Origin of the sequence: Cytobacillus sp. T106 (assembly GCF_040492155.1) — a bacterium.
Taxonomy (GTDB): Bacteria; Bacillota; Bacilli; order Bacillales; family Cytobacillaceae; genus Bacillus_AB; species Bacillus_AB infantis.
The window spans coordinates 284,801-306,232 of sequence record NZ_JBEUMK010000002.1 but is presented as its reverse complement, the minus strand read 5'-3'; the positions used below and the strand labels follow the sequence as shown (position 1 = coordinate 306,232).

The following is a 21,432-nucleotide window of genomic DNA, read 5'->3' as shown; positions in this document are numbered from 1 at the left end:
CCTTCATCACCCTCCCATTCCTGGCAAAATCGTTTCCAGCAACGGCTGGAGCGGCGCGCTGATGGCGAGCGGATACACGCCGATCAGGACGATGGCACCAACCAGGAGCACTGCCGGCATCATTTCCAACGCTTTTAGGTCCGTAACGTTCCCATAGTCGGACCTCGCTTCTCCGAACGTCATTCCAAGGACCGCCCTCAGAAGATAGACAGCTGTCAGAATGATGCCCAGTGCAGCAACAGCAGCCACTGCAGGCCGGTTTTCAAAGAGGCCGAGAAAGGCCATGAATTCACTGATAAATCCGGACATACCGGGCATGCCGAGCGAAGCCATCGCACCGGCGAGCAGGAAGCCGGCCGCAAGCGGCATCTGCCGGGAAAGCCCGCCAAGCTTCTTGATGGAAGAGGTCCCGACCCGCTCATATAAAGCACCGACAAGATAGAACAAAAGCGCAGAAATAAGTCCGTGTGATACTACTTGAAAAATAGCCCCCTGTACGCCCGCTTCATTTAATGCGCCTAATCCGATTAAGACGATCCCCATATGGGAAATGGAAGAATAGGCAAGCACTTTCCTGAAATCATCCTGGATGAAAGCAAGGAATGCCCCATACAGGAGATTGACTGCACCCAGTATGCTAATCAGCAGACCGAGCTGCTGGAATTGCTCCGGAAAGATTCCGAGACCAAAGCGGATGAGGCCGAATGCCCCGATTTTCAAGAGGATGCCGGCATGCAGCATCACAACTGAGGGTGGCGCCTCAGCATGGACACGGACCATCCAGCTGTGAAGCGGAAAAATCGGCAGCTTAACGCCAAATGCAATCAGGAGGGCAATGAACAGCCCCAGCTTCAGCTCCTCAGAGAAAGGCGAAATGGCCTGTGCTCCTCCCTGCATGATGATTTGAAGCTCTTCCATATTGGCCGTTCCGGTTCTGGCAAATAAAACAATGAACACAATCAGCAGGATGGCTGAGCCTAGGCCATTGTAGATCAGAAAGCTGAAGGCAGCTTTTTCTTTTTCAAACAATCCCCACTTTCCGATCAGAAAGAACATCGGGATAAGCGTTATCTCAAAAAACAGGAAGAATAAGAACAGATTTTCTGCGGCGAAAACGCCAAGCATCCCCGTTTCCAGCAGAAGGAAAAGCATAAAATAACCTTTCCATTCTTTAGTGATCCGGAACGATGCAGCCGCAGCAAGCAAAGCAAGGAAGCTGGTGAGCAGGATCATGATCATTGAGAAGCCATCGGCCCCGAGTTCATAGCTAATTTTAAAATAATCGCCAACGAGATCAGGATGGCCAAACTGGATCCAGTCTGCCCTTTCATCCATCTCTTCGAGCCCTGCTCCTGAATGGTATATAAAGTAGGCAGCGAGGGCGAGTATGGCAGCCGGCAATGCTGCGGCCAAGCCTATCCACTTTATCGCCCTTTCTTTGGCTTTTGGCACAGATAGGAGCACAAGCAGCCCTGCTAACGGGGAGAATACCAGCACAGATAGATAATAAGGAAATGTCATTTAAAGAACCCCCCTGTCAAAGCAAATACAGCTGTCAGGATGGCAAGGCCAATAAAGGCGGCCGCCCCATATGTCTGTACCTGCCCATCCTGGAGCCTGGAGCCTGCTTTTCCAAGGCTCTGCACCGCAGAACCGATTCCCTTTACGGCTCCTTCTACAATGAAAACTTCAATATAATGAAGGAAAAGACTGAACACCTTCATTCCCTGTACAATGCTGAGCCGGTAAAATTCGTCCACATAAAATTTGTTCAGCAGGATGCTGTGGGCAGAAGGCATATAGCTGCTGAGCCAGGTGCGCGATACCGTCCTCCTGCCGTACATCAGCCAGGCAAGAAGGATGCCGGCAAGCGAAACGGCAGTCGCTGCAATCATAATCCAGACAGGCGCTTCAATATGGCCATGCCCCAACAGATCATTGCCCTCTGTCAGCCAGTCTCCCAGGAAGGTACCGAACCAAGGGGTATTCACATAGCCTGCAATAATAGCCAGTACTCCCAGCACTATCATCGGGAAGATCATCACACCAGGTGATTCATGAACACTATCTGTTTTTGTACGAGGTTCTCCGGCAAAAACCATGAAGAACAGCCTGAACATATAGAAAGCGGTAAAGAAGGCGGCAAGCAGTGCAAGCCAGAACAGGACCGTATTTCCGTGCACCCAGGCAGACGCCAGTATTTCATCTTTGCTGAAGAAGCCTGAAAAAAGAGGAACCCCGCTGATGGAAAGCGTCCCGATCAAAAACAGCGGACCGGTCAGCTTCATTTTTTTCCATAAGCCGCCCATTTTCTCGATATCCTGTGTATGGACTGCATGGATGACGCTCCCTGCCGCAAGGAAAAGAAGCGCTTTGAAAAAGGCATGTGTCATCAGGTGGAACACCCCGGCCGTGTAGCCGGCCGAGCCGAGGGCAAGCATCATATAGCCGAGCTGGCTGACTGTCGAATAAGCGAGCACCCTTTTAATATCTGTCTGGACAAGACCGATGAGGGCGGCAAATACTGCCGTCCCTCCCCCAATGACAGCAACCGTGAATAATGCTGTTTCGCTGGCTGCAAATAGAGGGAAAAGCGCAGCAACCAGATACACACCCGCTGCCACCATTGTTGCAGCGTGGATGAGTGCAGAAACCGGGGTCGGCCCCTCCATCGCATCGGGAAGCCATGTATGGAGCGGGAATTGTCCTGATTTTCCTACTGCTCCGATAAAGATAAGGATCGCTGTCAGCGTGATCATCCCTTCAGAGATGGCACCTTCCGCGACAGCAGCAAAAATCTCGTCGTACTCAAAGCTTCCTGTCTGCCAGAAAAGCAATATAAGTCCGATCAGGAGGCCGACATCGCCGATCCTTGTCATGATGAAGGCTTTCTTGGCAGCCTGCTTTGCTTCATTTTTGTAAAAATAGAAGCCGATCAGCAGAAAGGAGCCTAGACCAACAAGCTCCCAGAAAATATAGGTCTGCAGGAGGTTGGGCGAGAGGACCAGGCCAAGCATGGCAAAGGTGAAAAGCCCAAGGTACGCGTAAAAGATATGGAATCTCCCGTCCCCGTGCATATACCCTTTTGAATACATATGTACAAGAAAACTTACCAGAGACACAATGATCAGCATTAATGCGTTCAATTGATTGACTTCGTACCCCGCTGTGATCTGCAGTCCGCCGATCTTGAGCCAGATTCCTTCCGCCTTGAAACTCGGGGAGGCAAATCTGTCAAACAGGACGAACAGGGATAACACAAAGGAGGCAAGGCTTAAGATCATCCCGATATAGGCGCTCGCTTCCTTGAGCCTCCTGCCGAAAAGCAGGAGTATGACAAATGATAACAGCGGGAACAGCGGTATGATCCATGCACTTTCCATCAATATCACGATCCCCTTTTGCACACCGCAAGCCGGCGTGCTGGATGGAGGCCAGCAGCAGGCAGCAGTATCATTTTTTCTGCCGGGCACAGCCTCTTTCTATCTGCTTGTTCCGATCCAGCGGACATCCGCTGATTTTTCCTAAGAGCTAATGTTTCATCGTATTCATTTCATCGATATTGACCGTCCTGCGGCTGCGGTAAAGAGAAATGAGGATGGCAAGGCCTACCGCCGCTTCCGCTGCAGCAACAGCTATGGCAAATAAGGCGAATACCTGTCCTGTGATTGACGGGACCATCCCATATTTGCTGAACGCGACAAGATTGATATTGACCGCATTCAGCATCAGCTCAATGGAAATGAGGACGATGACGGTATTCCGTTTCGTAAGGGCCCCGTATAGTCCGATGCAAAATAAGATGAGTGCCAGCGCGAGATAAGCTGAAACAGGTACACCTGTCATCTTCCATCCTCCTCCGTTTCCTCATCATCCTTCCTCGACAGGACAATGGCCCCGACTAGAGCGACCAGGAGCACCACTGATGTCAGTTCAAACGGAATGACAAATTCGGAGAATAAGCTGATCCCGATTTGCTCTGTATTGTTTTCATGAAGCAGCACCTCCTGCTCCGGAAAATCCAGGTTGTAGATGCCGATATACACACTGAAGGCAAAGGCCAGGATCGCCAGAAATAATAGAATCCTGCGCAGTCGGCCGGCTTTCTGCCCGCTCTCGTCATTATGGCGGGTAAGCATGATGCCAAACAGCATAATGATCGTGATGGCACCCGAGTAGATCAGCACCTGGACAACGGCAATGAATTCAGCAGACAAAAGGATATAAATGCCCGCTATGCTGATAAAAGTAAAGACGAGCGCGACCACCATATGGACCACTTTTTCAAGGTTGATCAGCAGGATGCCCCCGGTCACTGCAGCGATGGCCAGCCCCAAAAAGGCAAGCAGCTCTCCTGAAAATGTCATGCTTTATTCACCTGCCGTATGTTTTCATCATTTTCATCAAGCCACTCAAGGTTTTTGAACAGCTCATCCCGGCTGTATTCTGCCAGCTCGAAGTTATTGGTCATGATGATTGCCTCGGTCGGGCATACCTCTGTACACAGGTCGCATAAGATGCAGATCTCGAAATTGATGTCATAGGTGTCAATGATTTTCCCTTTTTTCGCAGGGTCAGGATGCTTCTTGCCTGTCAGCTGGATGCAGTCTGTCGGGCAGATATTGGCGCACTGATTGCAGACGATGCATTTTTCCGGATAGAATTTCTGGATGCCCCTGAACCGGTCCGGAAGCGGCAGCGGCTCTTTCGGATAATTATAGGTGACTTTTTTTCTTGCCAGATTACTAAGGGTATATTTGAGTCCCTTTGCCAGTCCCAGCATGCTTTTTCACCCTTTCTATCAGTCTGGAATATAAGCGGCATTCCCGGCATCTGCGCCGGGCTGCATTTTAGAAGAATCTGATCAGCTCTTTAATGATCGCGGTCAGGAAGATATTTGCCAGGGCAGCCGGCAGCAGCACCTTCCAGCCGAACTCCATCAGCTGGTCGGCGCGTATGCGGGGGAAGGTGACCCTGAACCAGATGAGCAGGAAGACAACCAGGCTGAACTTAAGTGCAAACCAGACTGCTCCGGGAATGAAGCCAAGGAATGGCAGCGGGAGCCAGCCTCCGAGAAACAGCACCGTGGTCAGGGAAGCCATTGCGAAAAAATACACATATTCCGCGAGCATGAAAAATGCCCATCGAAACCCTGAATATTCCACATGGAAGCCGGCAACAAGCTCCGATTCCGCTTCCGGGAGATCAAAAGGCGCCCGGTTCAGCTCTGCTACTGATGCGATGATGAAGATGATGAACGCCACCGGCTGCCAGATGATGAACCAGCCGCCCCGCTGAGCCTCGACTATTTCATTGAGATTCAGGCTCCCTGTCAGGAGTACGATACCGAGCACAGACATGACGAGGGGGATTTCATAGGAAATCATCTGTGCGGCCGCCCTCATGCCGCCGAGGAGCGCGTATTTATTATTGGATGCCCATCCCCCGGTCACGATCCCGATGGTCGTCAAACCGGAGATGGCAATATAGTAGAGCAGCCCGACGCCAATGTCAGCGAACTGGAATTTATCCGTGAACGGGATGACCGCCAGGACCATAAAGGCCGGCGTGAAGGCAATGACCGGTGCCAGGATGAACAGCGGACGGTCGGCCAGCTTCGGGATGGTGTCCTCTTTTATCAGCAGCTTCAGCACGTCAGCCACTGTCTGCAGCAAGCCCCACCGCCCGCCGACCTGGTTCGGTCCCTGCCTGAGCTGCATAAAGCCCATTACTTTCCGTTCGGCCAGGATGGCATAGGTGACAAAACCTAGCACTACGAGCAAAAGGACCGCAGCGAGCGCGAAAAAGATGCCAAAGTTCAGAAGGCCAGGTTCTGAACGGAGCAGTTCATTGACCATCAGCCGTCCACCTCCCCTAGTACAATATCAATCGCTCCTAAAATAGCAATCAGATTTGCGATATTCTCCCCCTCCAGGAGCTTGGGAAGAATCTGCAGATTATAGAAGGATGGCCTTCTGAATTTCAGGCGGTACGGCTCTTTTTTCCCGTTGCTGGCAATATAGCAGCCAATCTCGCCGCGTGGCGATTCAATCCTTACGAAGGCTTCACCCTTCGGCGCTTTGATGATTTTCGGAACCTTTGCTATGAAGTCCCCAGCCTGAGGAAATTGCTCTGCGGCCTGCTCCAGTATTTTAAGAGACTCTTCTATTTCTTCTAGGCGGCAATGATAGCGGGCCCAGGCATCCCCGCCTTCCCGTACAGGCACATCGAATTGGAAGCGGTCATAGATGGAGTATGGTTCATCCTTGCGGAGATCCCATTTGACGCCTGTACACCTAAGATTGGCGCCGCTCAGCGAATAGCTGAGGGCTTCCTCTTTCGTGTAGGTGCCCACTCCTTTTACACGGTTCATGAAAATTTCATTTCCTGTGACAAGATCGTGATAGCCTTTCAGCTGCTCCCTCATGTAAGGGACAAATTCTTTGACCTTTTCGATCCAGCCTTCCGGGGCATCCCATTTAACGCCTCCGACACGCATATAGTTAAAGGTCAGTCTGGCACCGCACAGCTCGTTGAGCATATTGATGATCATTTCCCGTTCGCGGAAGGCATACAGGAACGGGCTAACCGCCCCGATATCGAGCAGATAGGTTCCCCACCATACGAGATGGCTTGCAATTCTGCCGAGCTCCATCGAGATCACGCGAAGGTATTCGGCCCGCTCCGGGATTTCGATGTTCATCATCGTTTCCACTGCATGGACAATCACATAGTTATTCGTCATGGCAGCAAGATAGTCCATCCTGTCTGTATAAGGGATGATTTGTGTATACTGAAGATTTTCTGCCAGCTTTTCTGTACCTCTGTGCAGGTAGCCGATGACAGGCTTCGCTTCTTTAATGATTTCTCCGTCTATTTTGAGGACGAGCCTGAAAACACCGTGTGTACTGGGGTGCTGCGGCCCGACATTCAGGAGCATTTCCTCTGTTCGCAGCATCGGCTACACCTCCACATCATAGGGTTCATAATCTTTTCGGAGCGGATGGCCGACCCATTCTTCCCCGAGCATGATCCGGTACAAGCCTGGATGACCCTTGAAGCTGATGCCGAGCAGGTCATATGCCTCGCACTCCGGCCAATTCGCCCCCGCCCATAAAGGAGCCAGCGATTCAATAGCAGGGTCTGAACGGTCTATCTTTGTTTTCAATGCCACCGTTTGGCGGTTTTTATAAGAATACAAATGTACATAGACCTCCATATGGGTTTCAAAGTCAGTACCGTGGAGCTCGGAAAGATAGTCAAAGCCCAGCTGCTCGTTATAGCGCAGGAACTCTGCAATCTTGAAATATGTATCCTGCCTTGCGACAAGAGTCGGAACATCCTTCGAAAGCCTATTAATATAGGAGTCTTCCAATACGTCCCCTCCGAGATGTTCTTCAATTACCTTGTTGTACAGATCAAGGAAAGGCTGGTTTACGGAAGGCTTCTGTTCTGCTTCAGGCTCTGCGGCCGGCTTTGCGCCTGAAGCAGATCTTGCTTTGGCTGCTGCTGCGGCTTTCGCCTTGGCCGCGGCAATCGCTTTTGCTTTTTCATCATCAGCGCCGGCTCCTGAAGCTTTCGCGGCAGCAGCGGCTTTTGCTTTGGCTGCTGCCGCTGCCTTCGCCTTAGCGGCTGCAATAGCTTTTGCCTTTTCGTCATCTGTACCAGACTCACCGGCTTGCTTTGCCATAGCTGCCGCTTTTGCCTTTGCCGCGGCGGCTGCCTTGGCTTTCGCAGCGGCTGCGGCTTTTTTCTTGGCAAGATCCTCGTCCCCTGCTGCTTCCCCTCCTGATTCCTGTTCCTTGGCTTTCATTTTGGCGAGGGCTGCGGCCTTTGCTTTGGCTGCTGCGGCAGCTTTCTTTTTCGCTAGGTCATCTTCTGCTAACTCTGCAGGGATGCCCTCTGCCTTAGCTGCCAGTTCTTTTGCTTTCATTTTTGCAAGAGCAGCGGCCTTTGCTTTGGCTGCTGCGGCGGCTTTCTTTTTGGCAAGATCATCTTCCGGCTCATCTGGAGCAGAGGCCTCTTTCTGGGCTTCCTGTTCCTTGGCTTTTCTTTTCGCTAAAGCTGCGGCTTTTGCCTCGGCTGCTGCGGCGGCTTTTTTCTTTGCCAGGTCTTCCTCTGGATTTGAAGCTTCTTTTAGTTCAGCCTGTTCAGCTGCCCGCTTTTCTTCAAGCCGCTTTTTGGCGATTGCTTTGGCCTTTTCTGCTGCCTCTTTCTTCAGCTGCTCTTTATCCTTTTCATCGCCCATAAGCCTAGATCACCCGCTTCCCGGTCTTTGCTTCATATCGGATTTTTTCCTTCAGCTTGTTGATTCCGTAAATCAGGGCTGCTGGATTTGGCGGACAGCCTGGTATGTATACATCCACCGGAACGATCTGGTCAACGCCTTTTACAACTGAATAGGACTTTACATATGGCCCTCCTGCAGTTGCGCATGAACCCATGGCAATGACCCATTTAGGCTCAGGCATCTGATCATACAGGCGGCGGACAATCGGAGCCATCTTCTTTGTGACGGTACCGGATACGATCATGACGTCCGATTGGCGCGGCGAGGTACGGAAAAATGAGCCGAACCGGTCCAGGTCATAGTGGGAGGAACCTACCCCCATCATTTCAATTGCACAGCAGGCGAGCCCGAAGGTCATAGGCCATAATGAGTTGCTTCTGGCCCAGGCTTTGATTTGTTCAAGGGTGGCCATAAATACGTTCCTCTGCAGTTCCTGCATTTCTTCTGGTGTGATATTCTCAAGCTTTAAGTCCATTTGAGCACCTTCTTCTTCCATGCGTAGATTAGTCCGATGACCAGCATGATGGTAAAAATGAGCATTTCAATCAGGGCAAATATTCCGAGTTTTTCATAGGCGACGGCCCAGGGGTATAAAAATACGGTTTCAACATCGAAGATGACAAACATGAGGGCAAAAATATAATAGCGGACATTGAACTGCACCCTTGAATCATGGAATGGTTCAATTCCGCTTTCATATGTGGTGTACTTTGCTTCTGACGGCTTGCTGGGGCGAAGGAGCTTTCCCATGAATAATGCGACCACTGGAAGCAGGACACCTAGACATAGAAATACGAAGACAATCAGATAGTTATTTTGGTATAAGTTCAGCAAATCCATGTCTTTTCCTCCCGAAACATATGAATTTTCAAAACTTTTAGAAATGTAATCGTTATCATTATAGCATCGTTGGTTTTTACTGTCGATAAAGCTTATGTATTATTTGGAAATATTAAGGCCCTTGTACATTTTACGCAGAATCGTTGGAGTTATGACCTAAGTTTTTGTGATATAGGGACTGATGGTTAGTAAAATAATAAAAATGGTTGTGGGTTAATTCTTAAGAAGAGTGGGTTTGTGTTGGTAATGGGGCTGTTGATTTCCGTTGCAGGCACTTCGCTTTCCGTGGGGCGGCGCTGAGCCTCCTCACGCTTGCGCGTTGCGGGGTCTCAGCCCTGCCCCTATCTCCCACAGGAGTCTGCGTGCCTTCCACTGCAATCAACAGGTTTTTTTAATTTTAATGGATTTATGAAAAGATCACTGAGGAGCTAAAACTATTTACTTAAAAAACTCCGGCAGGCACTTAAGATAAGGGTATAAACAATTTATGTCCTTGGTTTTCTATTGGTATGGGGCTGCTGATTTCCGTTGCAGGCACTTCGCTTTCCGCGGGGCGAAGTTGAGCCTCCTCGCGCTTGCGCGCTGCGGGGTCTCAACATTTTCGCTTCAATCCCGCAGGAGTCTGCGTGCCTTCCACTGCAATCAACAGGGTTTTTTATGATATTTATGGATTCTTGACGAAAAAATAAACGGAGAAAATCCCTCTATTTTAAAAAATTCTCTAAAAATAGCTAAAATAAAGGGAGAAATTCCGGCTATCGACTCAAAAAACAGGTTAATGGGCAACTTCAGTCTTATTAACTGGAATTTCTCCGCTTATTTACACCCGACCGAGCCATGTTCAGCTGCATAACCGGAAAATCTCCGCTTATTTTTAAGCTTGGTGTCGCTTACTCAAGTAAGGATAAGACTTCCTTTTTTTTTAAAACCATTCTTTCACTATCCTGCCGCAAAGAATAAGACTTCTTCATCCGATACCCAAAAATGCATTTTACTCCTTGTTATCATTAAAAGCAACCAACAAAAAACCCCCGGCATTTACCGGAGGTTTTTAATTATATTCTTCTTTCAGCAACTGAAATACGGTTGACTGCCCTTTGGAGGGCTAGTTCGGCCCGTTTGGCGTCGATGTTGTCACGCTTTTGATCGGCGAGGCGCTGTTCGGCGCGCTGTTTGGCGCTTTTGGCACGCTCGATGTCAATTCCTTCTGATTGCTCAGCGGATTGCGCTAGGATCGTTACTTGATCCGGACGGACTTCGATGAAGCCGCCATTGACTGCCAAGAGTTCAGTATTTCCGCCATTCTTCAGGCGGACGGCTCCAATTTGCAGCGGTGCGACCATTGGAATATGTCCAGGCAGGATGCCAAGCTCGCCGCTTTGAGCTTTGGTGCTGACCATGTCCACATCTGATTCGTACACCGGGCCATCGGGAGTAACAACACTGACTTTGATCGTCTTCATTTTTTACCCTCCTGGTCCGAAATTAGACCTCTACGCCCATGCTTTTCGCATTTTCAAGCACGTCTTCGATCGTTCCGACAAGGCGGAAAGCATCTTCTGGAAGATGGTCGTATTTGCCTTCAAGAATTTCTTTGAAGCCTTTAACAGTTTCTTTAACCGGAACGTAAGAACCTTTCTGGCCAGTGAACTGCTCGGCAACGTGGAAGTTCTGTGATAGATAGAACTGGATACGGCGTGCACGGTGTACAACAAGCTTGTCTTCGTCAGAAAGCTCATCCATACCGAGGATCGCGATGATATCCTGAAGTTCTCTGTAACGCTGAAGCGTTGATTGAACCTGGCGCGCTACTGAGTAGTGTTCTTCTCCAACGATTTCCGGTGACAGGGCACGGGAAGTTGAAGCAAGAGGATCCACCGCAGGGTAGATACCCATCTCAGAAAGCTTACGCTCAAGGTTAGTCGTCGCATCCAAGTGAGCGAACGTTGTTGCTGGAGCCGGATCCGTATAGTCATCGGCTGGTACATAGATTGCCTGGATGGAAGTAACAGAACCTACGTTAGTAGATGTGATACGTTCCTGAAGGCGTCCCATTTCTGTTGCAAGAGTCGGCTGGTAACCTACCGCTGAAGGCATACGGCCTAACAGGGCGGAAACCTCAGAACCTGCCTGTGTGAAACGGAAGATGTTATCCATGAAGAAAAGAACGTCCTGTCCTTGGTCATCACGGAAGAATTCAGCCATTGTCAAACCTGTCAGGGCAACACGCATACGCGCTCCCGGCGGCTCGTTCATCTGGCCGAATACCATCGCCGTTTTCTTGATTACGCCTGAGTCGGTCATCTCGTGGTAAAGGTCATTACCTTCACGTGTACGCTCGCCGACACCGGCGAATACGGAGATACCGCCGTGCTCTTGGGCGATATTGTTGATCAATTCCTGGATCAGAACGGTTTTACCTACACCGGCACCACCAAATAGACCGATTTTACCACCTTTGATGTAAGGTGCAAGAAGGTCTACTACTTTAATTCCAGTTTCAAGGATTTCAACCTCAGTTGAAAGCTGCTCGAATTTAGGTGCTTCCCTGTGGATGGAGTCGCGACGGATGCCGGCTTGGAGTGCCGGATCAAGGTCGATTGTTTCACCAAGTACGTTGAATACACGTCCAAGAGTGATATCCCCAACTGGTACAGAGATAGGTGCACCAGTGTCAATAACTTCAGCACCACGGGTTAAGCCGTCAGTAGAAGCCATGGCAATAGTACGAACTGTATCATCACCTAAGTGAAGGGCAACTTCAAGGGTTAAGCTGATTGCAACTTCAGATTCGTTACGCGCAGGGACTGAGATTGTTAAAGCATTGTAGATTTGCGGAAGCTCGCCGCTGTCAAACTTTACGTCAACAACCGGACCCATGATTTGAAGAACGCGTCCTTTGTTCATCATTTTCCCTCCTAATATTTCAATTCAATAGAGGATTGCGCCTGGCATGATATCAGTCGGGCATCTCTATCTTGCTTGCCTGGCCTGTGCCGTAAGATGCAGATGCTATGGCGCCATCAGCAGTGAAGGCACCTAAGCAGCAGCTTCTATAAGCGTCCAGGACTGGCATTTATTATTCCAGCGCTGCCGCGCCGCCGACGATTTCGGTAATTTCCTGGGTAATGGCCGCCTGACGCGCACGGTTGTAGCTTAGGCTAAGCGAATTGATAAGCTCCTTCGCATTATCCGTCGCACTCTGCATCGCTGTCATACGGGCCGCGTGCTCACTGGCCTTGCTGTCCAGCAGCGCGCCATAGATCAGGCTTTCTGCATATTGCGGAAGGAGAACTTCCAGAATATCTTCTGCAGAAGGCTCGAATTCATAGGATGTAAGCTTTCCGCCGGAAGAAGAAATATCCGTCAGCGGGAGAAGCTTCTTCTCTGTTACATCCTGCTGAATTGCACTGACATAGTGGCTGTAGTAGATATATAGTTCATCAAATGTTTCGTCTGAAAACATGCCGACTGTTTTGCTGGCGATATCTTTGATCTCCGCAAAAGCAGGCTGGTCCGCAACTGCCACGATATCCAGGATGACGTTCATGCCGCGCTTCCTGAAGAAATCGCGCCCAATGCGGCCGATGGCGATGATTGCATACTCATCACTTGATTTATGGCGTTTTTGGATGGTCTGGTATACAGTCCGCAAAATATTGCTGTTGTATGCCCCGGCCAATCCGCGGTCGGAAGTGATGACCAGGTATCCTGTCTTTTTAACGGGACGGGATGTCAGCATTGGATGGGATACGTCAGTGCTTCCCAATGCGATGCTGGCAGTAACTTCCTGGATTTTTTCCATGTAGGGAACGAATGATTTAGCATTCATTTCTGCACGGTTCATTTTTGCCGCAGATACCATTTGCATGGCCTTTGTTATTTGGCTCGTCTTCTTTGTAGAAGTGATCCTATTTTTTATATCGCGCAATGATGCCACAGGTTCTCACCACCCTTTTCAAAGAATGTCAGGCTGAGAGCCTGCCCGCATAGGAGCAGCCCCGGCAGCCCTTCTATTGTCAGACCTTTAACAGCGATATCCATCCTCAAGGGAAAAAGCCTGAATCAGGCTTTTTCTGCTTGGGACTTGCGCTATTACTCGGTTACTGCGAAAGTCTTTTTGAAGCTGTTGATCGCAGAAGCCATATCATCGTCAGCAGGAAGCTCTTTCGTTGTAGCGATATGGTCTAACAAATCTTTCTTGTTATGGTCAAGCCATGTAAGGAATTCAGCTTCGAAACGGCGGATGTCCTGGACAGGGATATCGTCTAGGAAGCCGCGTGTCAATGCATACAGGATGGCTACCTGCTTTTCAACCTTAAGCGGCTTGTTAAGATCCTGCTTCAGTACCTCAACTGTACGGGCACCGCGGTTAAGCTTCGCTTGTGTTGCTTTATCAAGGTCAGATCCGAACTGGGCGAATGCTTCCAGCTCACGGTATGATGCAAGGTCCAGACGCAGTGTACCGGATACCTTTTTCATGGCTTTGATCTGTGCAGATCCGCCGACGCGTGATACAGAAAGACCAGCGTTGATCGCAGGGCGTACGCCTGAGAAGAACAGGTCAGACTGAAGGAAGATTTGTCCGTCCGTGATGGAGATAACGTTAGTTGGAATGTATGCAGATACATCCCCTGCCTGTGTTTCAATGAAAGGAAGTGCAGTGATTGAACCTGCTCCCTTCGCATCGCTCAGCTTTGCAGCACGCTCAAGAAGGCGGCTGTGCAGGTAAAATACATCCCCTGGGTATGCTTCACGTCCTGGAGGACGGCGCAGTAATAGTGAAAGCTCACGGTAAGCAGCTGCTTGTTTTGTAAGATCATCATATACGACAAGAACGTGCTTGCCATTGTACATGAATTCTTCACCCATTGTTACACCTGCATAAGGAGCAAGGAACAATAATGGAGCAGGCTGTGATGCAGAAGCTGTCACAACGATTGTGTACTCTAATGCACCAGTCTTGCGGAGCGTTTCTACTGCATTACGTACAGTAGATTCTTTTTGTCCGATTGCTACATAGATACATACCATATCCTGGTCCTTCTGGTTCAGGATTGTATCGATGGCAACGGAAGTTTTACCAGTCTGGCGGTCACCGATGATAAGCTCACGCTGTCCGCGCCCGATTGGCACGAGGGCGTCGATCGCTTTGATACCAGTCTGCAGCGGCTCATGAACAGATTTACGGTCCATTACGCCTGGTGCAGGGCTTTCGATCGGACGTGTTACAGTTGTATTGATTGGCCCCATGCCATCAACAGGCTGTCCAAGCGGGTTGACTACGCGCCCGATCAGCTCAGGTCCTACAGGAACCTCCATGATGCGGCCCGTACGGCGGACCTCATCTCCCTCACGGATTTCAGTATATGGGCCAAGGATGATAATACCGACGTTATTTTCTTCAAGGTTTTGTGCCATACCCATAACGCCGTTTGAAAATTCAACAAGTTCTCCAGCCATGACATTGTCGAGGCCATGAGCACGGGCGATACCGTCACCGATCTGGATAACTGTACCTACATCACTCACTTGAATTTCCGACTGATAGTTTTCGATCTGCTTTTTTATCAGCGCACTGATTTCTTCAGCTTTGATGCTCATGAGTTTCACCCCTATCTATAAATCTCAGCTTAATAATTGACGTTCCAGGCGTTCCAGCTTGCCGCGCATGCTGCCGTCGAAAATCCTGTTTCCGATGCGGAGCTTGATGCCGCCGAGCAGGCCCGGGTCCACGATATTCTCGATGCGGAGGGACGTTTTTCCGACCCTTGATGCAAATGCAGCAGATAGCTCGCTGCTCTCAGCCTCTGTCAGCGGACGGACTGAGTAGACCTTTGCTTCCGCAATGCCCCTTGCGTCATTCGCAAGGCTGATGAATTCCTCCGCAAGATCAGAGAATTGATCTTCACGGTGGCGGTCAATCAATAGCATAAGTGTATTAAGTACTAAAGGATTAACAGACGCGAAGGCAGTTTTGATGATCCCTTTCTTCTCATCATTCTCGAGTTTCGGGGATTTCAGGACTGCATCCAGGCCCTTATTATTGTTTACGACATCTTTGACGATGCGAAGGTCTTCTTCCATTTGGCCAAGAAGCTGATGTTCATTCGCAAGCTGGAACAGAGCCAACGCATAGCGCTTTGCTACTGTAGAGCCGCTCATCGGTTTTCTCCTGCCTCTTGAATGTATTCATTGATCAGCTTTTCCTGGTCTGCTGCACTCAGTTCCTTCTCAATAACCTTGGAAGCAATAAGGACAGACAGTGAAGCAACCTGCTCGCGGATTGCGGCAACTGCTTTTTCTTTCTGCTGATCGATTTCCAGCTTAGCTGATTCTTTGACGCGCTCTGCTTCAGCACGCGCTGCGGCGATGATTTCCTCGCGCTGCACGTCGCCTTGCTTTTTCGCACCTTCGATCAGGTTCTGAGCGTCTGTGCGTGCTTCTTTCAGAAGGCTTCTCTGCTCTTCCAGAAGCTTATTTGCTTCAACACGGCTTTGTTCAGCCGCGCCGATTTCATTGGCGATATGCTCTTCACGCTGTTTCATGATGCCCATTAAAGGACCCCATGCAAATTTCTTGAGCAATGCCAACAAAATGATAAACATAGCCAGCTGGAATAAGATATCCCCGCCGTTGAATGCTGTATGTGCTGCGCCTTCTGCAGCGCCTAATACTAAATTGCTTGCTAACACCCTCGATTCACTCCCTTCAAGAGTCTTCCACTTTCCCTATCAACAAGTTAACGAATTTCATCATATGAATTCGGTTCTTTCAGATTCAAAAAGCCAGTTTGCATCCGCCTGCACAGGCTAAGCGGACCTCCAAGATTAAGGCGCATCCGCACCTGGGCATAAAGGAATGGCGAAGGGTCACATCCATGATCTTCGCCATTATGTGTACTGCTTATAATTATTGACCAATAACCATGAACGCGATAACAACTGCGATGATCGGCACGGCCTCAACTAACGCTACCCCGATGAACATAGTTGTTTGAAGCATTCCGCGAGCTTCCGGCTGACGGGCAATCCCCTCAACTGTACGTGATACGATAAGACCGTTACCAATACCGGCACCTAGTGCTGCCAAACCAATTGCAATTGCTGCTGCTAAAAGACCCATTATAAATTTCCTCCTTAGGATTGTATAAAATAATATAGTGTTTGAATGTTTTGTTCATAGAATGAACAGGTATATATTAATGGTCAGAGCTCACTTTATGGGAGAGATAAACCATTGTTAACATACAGAAAATAAATGCCTGGATCGCGCCGACAAATATTGAGAACCCTTGCCATGCAAGCATTGGTACAATCGCGGCCAGATGTCCGACCCACCCTGTTGCCAGGCTTCCGGCAATCAGTGTCAGCAGGATTTCACCCGCATAGATGTTACCATAAAGACGAAGGCCGAGTGTAAGCGTGTTGGCAAACTCCTCGATGATCTTGATCGGGAACATGAACCAGAATGGACGGAAAAATTCTTTTCCGTATTCCCCTACTCCCCGAAGCTTTACACCGTAATAGTGCGACAATCCAACCACCATAACTGCCAAAGTCAGCGTTACGGCAGGGTCTGCTGTAGGCGATTTCCACCATAATTGGTCATTGATGACCACGGAGAACGGAAGCCCCAGCATATTTGAAACAAAAACATACATAATAATGGTGATTCCAAGGATATGGAATCTTCCGCCATCTTTCCAGTCCATCGTACTGTTGATGATGTTTTTTACAAAATCCATGACCCATTCGAAAAAGTTCTGCATTCCGGTTGGTTTCATGGCGAGCGTACGAGTGGAAAGAACAGCGATGATGAAAACAATGGCACTGGCAACTGTAATCATCAACATGTTTGCCAAGTTGAAGTTCAAACCAAGAAATTCAACTATAGGTGCTTCATGATGCACAGTATTCACCTCTCTTCCCGGCTATTTACGTAAAACAAAAAGTTGAAGAAAATAATCTATCATAATGACAATATATGATGTCATTAATCCCAGAACTACGCTGATCAGGTGCACCTCATCCGGGTACTTCATGCTGATCATGACGGCAAGCACTGCCGTCGCCATCCTCGACAGCATCCCGAGAGACCGCATCCTTTGGCCATTCGCTGCCGCTTCCCCAAGCTGGTCCGTCTTCCTTACCATCAGCCATAAATTGAACAGGCTCAGGCTTGTCCCCACTATCAGCCCCATAAAAATAGATTGATAAGAGGTGAACCCCCAGCCGAGAACATAGACTGACAGCAGTAGGAATATGTATTTGCGCTGCCGTATAAACATTGTTTTGAGGTCTGGCATAGGCTGTTAGTCTCCTGTAAAGAAACGTCTGACCAGGTGAAGCATGGCATAAGTCCCTGCGGCCAATCCTATAAGCAATCCGACTATCAGGAATAACGGCTCGGTTCCAATCACATCATCAAGCCATCTTCCAAGGAAGATGCCGATCAGGACAGAGCCTACTAATTGGGAAAGGATGGCGGACATTAAAGCCATGGCTTGAAACGGGTGGCGGTCTTTTCGACGCATGATAACGCATCCTCCACACTGGAAATGTATTCCTTTGACGTATTCATGTCTTGAGAATGCAGGGTTTCCTGCTAGTGAAAAGAGAATGGTGTTTGAATTGAGGTAAGTGTTTTCATTGTTGATATCATGCAGATTGCGGTTATTTTCTTCCGCATGAAATCTGTGAAAACCCTATCATTTTATACCCTTTGTAAGCATACAATAGGCATCTGTCAATGTCAATGCATTCGGAGTGAAAAAGTTCACAAACTCCAGTAACGGAAAAGTCTTTGTTCACACTATTTTCGAATTTTTTTTCGAATAATAACTTGCAATTGGAGCGAGGTATTATCTCGCTCCAATCGCACCCTCATCCTCTTCTTTTTTTACCTCCAGATAGGCCTCAATCATATCCTGCCTGCCGGCTTTCCTTGCAAAGACCTGAGCAATGTAGACGCCGTCCGGAGGCAGATCTTCGTTTGCTAATTCCTTGCGGATCTGGCCTTTGCCTGCTCCCCTCTTCCAGTCAAGGAACTGGATGAACCGGAGTGTATCAGGATCAAACAGCGCAATACCGAATTCTTCCGCTCCCCCGGGAAGGTAGACTTCATAGCGATAGCTCCCTCCATTGTCTCCCCTGCCAAAATCGAACCCCATGACACGCGGGTAATCCGGCTCTTCGAGGACATACAAATACGGGATGCCGACTTTCCTGCCTCCAGCGTTCAGGACAAGCCGCCCATCATGAATTTTCTGTTTGAATTCTTCCGGGTCTATTCTCATCTTGATAGCGACCTTCTTTTTCCCGCCGGGTTCAAGGCGAAAGGCGAGCGGCATCTCCCATTCAATCCCGCTTATGTTAGCAGGTACAGTGAATGAATACGATTCTGTTCGGCTGCCTGTATTTTTAACAGTCAGATACCGGACATGCTCATTCTCACGCCCGGCTATCTTGAACTTGCCAAACTGAAGTGAAGCCGGCGTCACTAAGGCAGGAGCCTTCACCGCGTCTTCGACCTGGATCCGGCCTGCCCCCTGTTCATAAGTCCTGTACAGCATGCCTTCTTCATTATAAAGAGGCAGAGCCGTATTCATGAGCGAGGCTTTGATTTCTTCCGGACTCCAATCAGGATGGGCCTGTTTAATCAGCGCACACGCACCTGCAACATGGGGGGAAGCCATACTCGTTCCCTGCAATGGCAAATAACCCCCGGGAACCGTACTGCTGATAGCCACACCTGGGGCAAGTACATCCGGCTTGATTTCCCAAGTATCGGTCACTGGTCCGCGTGAGCTGAAATCGGCAAGAATATCCTTTTCTTCTATTATATATGTCCGGGCCAGCACCGTTTCTTCCTGCAGGCGCTTCTTCAGCTGGTCCCCATCCTGCTTAGAGAGCGACACAACCGGAAGGCCGGCATCCTCCTCAAGATTGCCTGCAAAGCTTCCGGCTGTATTATTGTAGATAATGACTGCGATCGCGCCTGCCTGCCTTGCATTTTTGGCTTTTTGTGAAAAAGTAAGGCCACCCCTCTGAATGAGGGCAATCTTCCCTTTTACCCTCTTAAGCTCTTCAGGATTTCCAAGCCCGCCTAACGCCAGCTCATAGGAGCGGTCTAAATTCCAGAGAGAAGAGCCTTGAAGGGGATTCAGTTTTACTTTCTTTCCGCTGCCGAAATCAAGATAGGGAATCTGCAGCATTGGCGTAGAGGCGCCGACGGATATCGCTTTCGAAGCAGTACCCGGCGAGCCGACTGTCCAGGTATTCGGTCCTGAGTTTCCAGACGAAGTGACAGCGGTAATGCCCTTATCGACTGCCTTATTCAAGGCCAGGCTGATGGGCAGGTCCGGGCCATTGACACTATTGCCGAGCGATAGATTCAGGATGTCGACCTTATCATTGATGGCCTGTTCAATGGCTGCAATCACCTGCTCTGTTGTACCCGCACCGCCTGGACCGAGCGCACGGTAGGCAATGATCTTTGCATCTGGCGCCACTCCCCTCATTTTGCCATTGGCTGCAATTACTCCTGCTACATGGGTGCCGTGAAAAGTATCCTCTCCTGCCGTCCTCACCGTTTCCATCGGATCATCATCCTGGTCCACCAGGTCACGCCCTCCGGCGTAATTCCTCCGCAGGTCCGGATGATTATAATCAATTCCCGTATCAATCACACCGATTGTAACACCCTTCCCCGACAGCCGCTCCCCCTTTTCATCAAACAGCCCCCTGACTGTATGACTCCCAATCAGGCTGATGCCATCCTCACTTTCTGCCTGATAAGAGACCGCCTGGGATATGGTTAGGACTTCCTCTTCTTTGGCAAGCCGGTCCAGCGATTTGACCGGACCCTTTACTGAAAAACCGTTCAATGCCTCCTGGAAACTTTGCCTAAGAATTAAATCCGGGTACTGCCGGAGAAGGATATTCCGATCCTGTTCGGTTTGCCCTTCTTTCATCAGGACAATTGCCACACGCTCTGCATCCTCCGGTTCAGCCGGAAGCGGAGGGATTTGTAATGTCCTTGCATTCACATGAGGACTGAGCATAAGCGCAAACAGACTGATGATGAGGAAGATTTTTTTCATGGGAGGCTCCTTTCGGCATTTTTCCTTAGGGTTTGTCTTGAAGGGCGGGAGTATTCAGGAGGTTTTCGAGGTCCTCCCAGTTTTCTTCTGAGGGGGAATGGTATAGGCGGTTTTTGGTGGTGCCGGAGGATTGGAGGTTAAGGGAGGATAAGAGTTGGTGGATGTTCCTGCTGGAGTCATATAACAGAAAGTCTCTGCATTTCTGGCTGCTGACGGAATTATCCACGAGGAGAAAGTAATCAAGGATGGCACGGATATGGGCTTTTTTTGACTCGCCCGCACAAGCCGGGCAAATCCATCTGCCATGGAAGCGTGACATGGCGTACAGCTGGCATTCGGGACATTGCACTCCGCGAATGATTTCATCTGGTGAGATGCTATATTGTTCGAGAATGGATGTATAGAGCGGCTCATGGTTTTTCAGCAGGAGCCTTTTCACTTTGTTCATCTCTTTGCTGGTTAGAATTAGTGAGGGAGAGAACGGGCGGAGCTTTTCGAGTTTTCCGGGCAGCTGTTCAGCATGTATCACAGTTTTATAAATTCGCTCATTGCCTGTGCTGGTTTTAACAATCGTGGAATTAGAACTGATGATGACCAGCGGCTCGATCGGCAGTTCTGGAAGCTTCATTTTCTCCATCCACCCTTTGAGCTGAACTTTATGCCGCTGGACTTGAAGCAGTGGATTGGAAAACCCGTCCTCTCCCTTGCTGGACTGCCTGATTAGTTGATGGGAGTGTTTTTCAAAATATAGCGTCCCGGAAATGTTCTTGATTTCAGCTGCTGCGATAAATGAGGGAGCAAGTATGAGGGTATCTATCTGGAAGGGATGCTGATGGACTAAACGGAGGCCGTGGAATATGAGATATTCATCCGGCAGGAAGGAAATATGGTAATCTACATTCTTTTCCCCGCGGTATCCGGTGCGGCGCTTGATGAGTTCCTGCTCAATCAGGGGAATTTTGAGATGGTTCTGCGGCAATCTTCTCAACAATGCTTCAAGCTGCCTGATTTTTAAAGGAATGACTCTTTTTTTGGCAATCATATGGGCATTCACCTCTTTGGAATGGTATTTGGTCAGTATTTTATTCTCTGTTTTATACGGATTTCCTCTTTTATCGGGAATAAAGTATGGGGATTTTGATAGACTGATCAAAATTTTATAAAAATACATATGATCCACACCCAGTGAGGAGGTCTT

General features: G+C 49.2%; 23 protein-coding genes. 1 reads left to right on the top strand and 22 read right to left on the bottom strand.

The window, feature by feature from the left end; genetic code table 11:
- Nucleotides 1-6: 6 nt before the first annotated feature.
- Nucleotides 7-1,521, bottom strand: a complete 1,515-nt coding sequence (locus tag ABU165_RS05955; protein WP_318059753.1) for a complex I subunit 4 family protein — start codon at nt 1,519-1,521, stop codon at nt 7-9.
- On the bottom strand, nt 1,518-3,383 hold the full coding sequence (gene nuoL, locus ABU165_RS05950; RefSeq protein ID WP_318059985.1) for an NADH-quinone oxidoreductase subunit L: 1,866 nt from the start codon (nt 3,381-3,383) through the stop codon (nt 1,518-1,520). Before nuoL ends, ABU165_RS05955 begins: the two co-directional genes overlap by 4 nt.
- On the opposite strand from nuoL, the gene ABU165_RS05945 reads away from it, so the two are divergent.
- Complete coding sequence (locus tag ABU165_RS05945; RefSeq protein ID WP_170939557.1) at nt 3,364-3,528, top strand: hypothetical protein; 165 nt, start codon at nt 3,364-3,366, stop codon at nt 3,526-3,528. The two genes, nuoL and ABU165_RS05945, sit on opposite strands and share 20 nt — an antisense overlap.
- 3 nt (nt 3,529-3,531) lie before the next feature.
- Here ABU165_RS05945 and nuoK read toward each other — a convergent pair whose 3' ends face one another.
- The 20 genes from nuoK to ABU165_RS05845 form a co-directional block, all read right to left on the bottom strand.
- Nucleotides 3,532-3,846: an NADH-quinone oxidoreductase subunit NuoK gene (gene nuoK, locus ABU165_RS05940; RefSeq protein ID WP_318059752.1), complete on the bottom strand. Its 315-nt coding sequence runs from the start codon at nt 3,844-3,846 to the stop codon at nt 3,532-3,534.
- On the bottom strand, nt 3,843-4,367 hold the full coding sequence (locus ABU165_RS05935; RefSeq protein WP_318059751.1) for an NADH-quinone oxidoreductase subunit J: 525 nt from the start codon (nt 4,365-4,367) through the stop codon (nt 3,843-3,845). Before ABU165_RS05935 ends, nuoK begins: the two co-directional genes overlap by 4 nt.
- Nucleotides 4,364-4,783 carry an NADH-quinone oxidoreductase subunit NuoI gene (nuoI, locus tag ABU165_RS05930; RefSeq protein WP_009792644.1) on the bottom strand — a complete coding sequence of 140 codons (420 nt, stop codon included), beginning with the start codon at nt 4,781-4,783 and terminating at the stop codon, nt 4,364-4,366. Before nuoI ends, ABU165_RS05935 begins: the two co-directional genes overlap by 4 nt.
- A 67-nt stretch (nt 4,784-4,850) precedes the next feature.
- A complete protein-coding gene (gene nuoH / locus ABU165_RS05925) occupies nt 4,851-5,858 on the bottom strand; it encodes an NADH-quinone oxidoreductase subunit NuoH (RefSeq protein ID WP_009792643.1) in 1,008 nt (335 codons plus the stop codon).
- Entirely contained in the window at nt 5,858-6,958 is a 1,101-nt protein-coding gene (locus tag ABU165_RS05920; protein ID WP_009792642.1) for an NADH-quinone oxidoreductase subunit D, read from the bottom strand. Before ABU165_RS05920 ends, nuoH begins: the two co-directional genes overlap by 1 nt.
- A 3-nt stretch (nt 6,959-6,961) precedes the next feature.
- Nucleotides 6,962-8,248, bottom strand: a complete 1,287-nt coding sequence (locus ABU165_RS05915) for an NADH-quinone oxidoreductase subunit C (RefSeq protein ID WP_318059750.1) — start codon at nt 8,246-8,248, stop codon at nt 6,962-6,964.
- Nucleotides 8,249-8,252: 4 nt separating this feature from the next.
- A complete protein-coding gene (locus tag ABU165_RS05910) occupies nt 8,253-8,765 on the bottom strand; it encodes a NuoB/complex I 20 kDa subunit family protein (protein WP_022544498.1) in 513 nt (170 codons plus the stop codon).
- Nucleotides 8,756-9,130, bottom strand: coding sequence for an NADH-quinone oxidoreductase subunit A (locus ABU165_RS05905; RefSeq protein ID WP_022544499.1), 375 nt, complete (start codon nt 9,128-9,130; stop codon nt 8,756-8,758). The genes ABU165_RS05910 and ABU165_RS05905 overlap by 10 nt, the downstream gene beginning before the upstream one ends.
- 1,055 nt (nt 9,131-10,185) lie before the next feature.
- Nucleotides 10,186-10,593 (bottom strand): F0F1 ATP synthase subunit epsilon, encoded by a 408-nt coding sequence (locus tag ABU165_RS05900; protein WP_009792638.1) that lies wholly within the window; start codon nt 10,591-10,593, stop codon nt 10,186-10,188.
- Nucleotides 10,594-10,615: 22 nt separating this feature from the next.
- Complete coding sequence (gene atpD / locus ABU165_RS05895; RefSeq protein WP_009792637.1) at nt 10,616-12,037, bottom strand: F0F1 ATP synthase subunit beta; 1,422 nt, start codon at nt 12,035-12,037, stop codon at nt 10,616-10,618.
- A gap of 172 nt (nt 12,038-12,209) precedes the next feature.
- On the bottom strand, nt 12,210-13,070 hold the full coding sequence (locus ABU165_RS05890; RefSeq protein WP_009792636.1) for a F0F1 ATP synthase subunit gamma: 861 nt from the start codon (nt 13,068-13,070) through the stop codon (nt 12,210-12,212).
- 155 nt (nt 13,071-13,225) lie between these two features.
- The gene (gene atpA, locus ABU165_RS05885) at nt 13,226-14,734 is read right to left on the bottom strand and encodes a F0F1 ATP synthase subunit alpha (protein WP_009792634.1); all 1,509 of its coding nucleotides are present in this window, start codon (nt 14,732-14,734) and stop codon (nt 13,226-13,228) included.
- Between the two features lie 24 nt (nt 14,735-14,758).
- On the bottom strand, nt 14,759-15,295 hold the full coding sequence (locus ABU165_RS05880) for a F0F1 ATP synthase subunit delta (protein ID WP_009792633.1): 537 nt from the start codon (nt 15,293-15,295) through the stop codon (nt 14,759-14,761).
- Nucleotides 15,292-15,825, bottom strand: a complete 534-nt coding sequence (gene atpF / locus ABU165_RS05875) for a F0F1 ATP synthase subunit B (protein WP_009792632.1) — start codon at nt 15,823-15,825, stop codon at nt 15,292-15,294. The genes ABU165_RS05880 and atpF overlap by 4 nt, the downstream gene beginning before the upstream one ends.
- Before the next feature lie 217 nt (nt 15,826-16,042).
- Nucleotides 16,043-16,255, bottom strand: a complete 213-nt coding sequence (atpE, locus tag ABU165_RS05870; RefSeq protein ID WP_009792631.1) for a F0F1 ATP synthase subunit C — start codon at nt 16,253-16,255, stop codon at nt 16,043-16,045.
- 76 nt (nt 16,256-16,331) lie between these two features.
- Nucleotides 16,332-17,042 carry a F0F1 ATP synthase subunit A gene (gene atpB, locus ABU165_RS05865; protein WP_009792630.1) on the bottom strand — a complete coding sequence of 237 codons (711 nt, stop codon included), beginning with the start codon at nt 17,040-17,042 and terminating at the stop codon, nt 16,332-16,334.
- A gap of 21 nt (nt 17,043-17,063) precedes the next feature.
- Nucleotides 17,064-17,438 carry an ATP synthase subunit I gene (locus ABU165_RS05860; protein WP_094769156.1) on the bottom strand — a complete coding sequence of 125 codons (375 nt, stop codon included), beginning with the start codon at nt 17,436-17,438 and terminating at the stop codon, nt 17,064-17,066.
- A 6-nt stretch (nt 17,439-17,444) separates the two neighbouring features.
- Nucleotides 17,445-17,666, bottom strand: a complete 222-nt coding sequence (locus ABU165_RS05855) for an AtpZ/AtpI family protein (RefSeq protein WP_022544500.1) — start codon at nt 17,664-17,666, stop codon at nt 17,445-17,447.
- Between the two features lie 327 nt (nt 17,667-17,993).
- A complete protein-coding gene (locus tag ABU165_RS05850; protein ID WP_318059749.1) occupies nt 17,994-20,234 on the bottom strand; it encodes a S8 family serine peptidase in 2,241 nt (746 codons plus the stop codon).
- A gap of 25 nt (nt 20,235-20,259) precedes the next feature.
- Nucleotides 20,260-21,405, bottom strand: a complete 1,146-nt coding sequence (locus ABU165_RS05845; RefSeq protein WP_318059748.1) for a nuclease-related domain-containing protein — start codon at nt 21,403-21,405, stop codon at nt 20,260-20,262.
- Between the last annotated feature and the right edge of the window lie 27 nt (nt 21,406-21,432).

What these genes read in the sequence shown, in the direction of transcription:
- nuoH (WP_009792643.1), bottom strand. Translation starts at nt 5,858, where the DNA reads ATGGTCAATGAACTGCTCCGTTCAGAACCTGGCCTTCTGAACTTTGGC.
- nuoL (WP_318059985.1), bottom strand. Translation starts at nt 3,383, where the DNA reads ATGGAAAGTGCATGGATCATACCGCTGTTCCCGCTGTTATCATTTGTC.
- nuoI (WP_009792644.1), bottom strand. Translation starts at nt 4,783, where the DNA reads ATGCTGGGACTGGCAAAGGGACTCAAATATACCCTTAGTAATCTGGCA.
- ABU165_RS05845 (WP_318059748.1), bottom strand. Translation starts at nt 21,405, where the DNA reads ATGTATTTTTATAAAATTTTGATCAGTCTATCAAAATCCCCATACTTT.
- atpE (WP_009792631.1), bottom strand. Translation starts at nt 16,255, where the DNA reads ATGGGTCTTTTAGCAGCAGCAATTGCAATTGGTTTGGCAGCACTAGGT.
- ABU165_RS05935 (WP_318059751.1), bottom strand. Translation starts at nt 4,367, where the DNA reads ATGACATTTTCAGGAGAGCTGCTTGCCTTTTTGGGGCTGGCCATCGCT.
- ABU165_RS05915 (WP_318059750.1), bottom strand. Translation starts at nt 8,248, where the DNA reads ATGGGCGATGAAAAGGATAAAGAGCAGCTGAAGAAAGAGGCAGCAGAA.
- nuoK (WP_318059752.1), bottom strand. Translation starts at nt 3,846, where the DNA reads ATGACAGGTGTACCTGTTTCAGCTTATCTCGCGCTGGCACTCATCTTA.
- ABU165_RS05920 (WP_009792642.1), bottom strand. Translation starts at nt 6,958, where the DNA reads ATGCTGCGAACAGAGGAAATGCTCCTGAATGTCGGGCCGCAGCACCCC.
- ABU165_RS05850 (WP_318059749.1), bottom strand. Translation starts at nt 20,234, where the DNA reads ATGAAAAAAATCTTCCTCATCATCAGTCTGTTTGCGCTTATGCTCAGT.
- ABU165_RS05945 (WP_170939557.1), top strand. Translation starts at nt 3,364, where the DNA reads ATGATCCATGCACTTTCCATCAATATCACGATCCCCTTTTGCACACCG.
- ABU165_RS05905 (WP_022544499.1), bottom strand. Translation starts at nt 9,130, where the DNA reads ATGGATTTGCTGAACTTATACCAAAATAACTATCTGATTGTCTTCGTA.
- ABU165_RS05855 (WP_022544500.1), bottom strand. Translation starts at nt 17,666, where the DNA reads ATGCGTCGAAAAGACCGCCACCCGTTTCAAGCCATGGCTTTAATGTCC.
- ABU165_RS05910 (WP_022544498.1), bottom strand. Translation starts at nt 8,765, where the DNA reads ATGGACTTAAAGCTTGAGAATATCACACCAGAAGAAATGCAGGAACTG.
- atpD (WP_009792637.1), bottom strand. Translation starts at nt 12,037, where the DNA reads ATGAACAAAGGACGCGTTCTTCAAATCATGGGTCCGGTTGTTGACGTA.
- ABU165_RS05880 (WP_009792633.1), bottom strand. Translation starts at nt 15,295, where the DNA reads ATGAGCGGCTCTACAGTAGCAAAGCGCTATGCGTTGGCTCTGTTCCAG.
- ABU165_RS05900 (WP_009792638.1), bottom strand. Translation starts at nt 10,593, where the DNA reads ATGAAGACGATCAAAGTCAGTGTTGTTACTCCCGATGGCCCGGTGTAC.
- ABU165_RS05860 (WP_094769156.1), bottom strand. Translation starts at nt 17,438, where the DNA reads ATGCCAGACCTCAAAACAATGTTTATACGGCAGCGCAAATACATATTC.
- atpA (WP_009792634.1), bottom strand. Translation starts at nt 14,734, where the DNA reads ATGAGCATCAAAGCTGAAGAAATCAGTGCGCTGATAAAAAAGCAGATC.
- ABU165_RS05955 (WP_318059753.1), bottom strand. Translation starts at nt 1,521, where the DNA reads ATGACATTTCCTTATTATCTATCTGTGCTGGTATTCTCCCCGTTAGCA.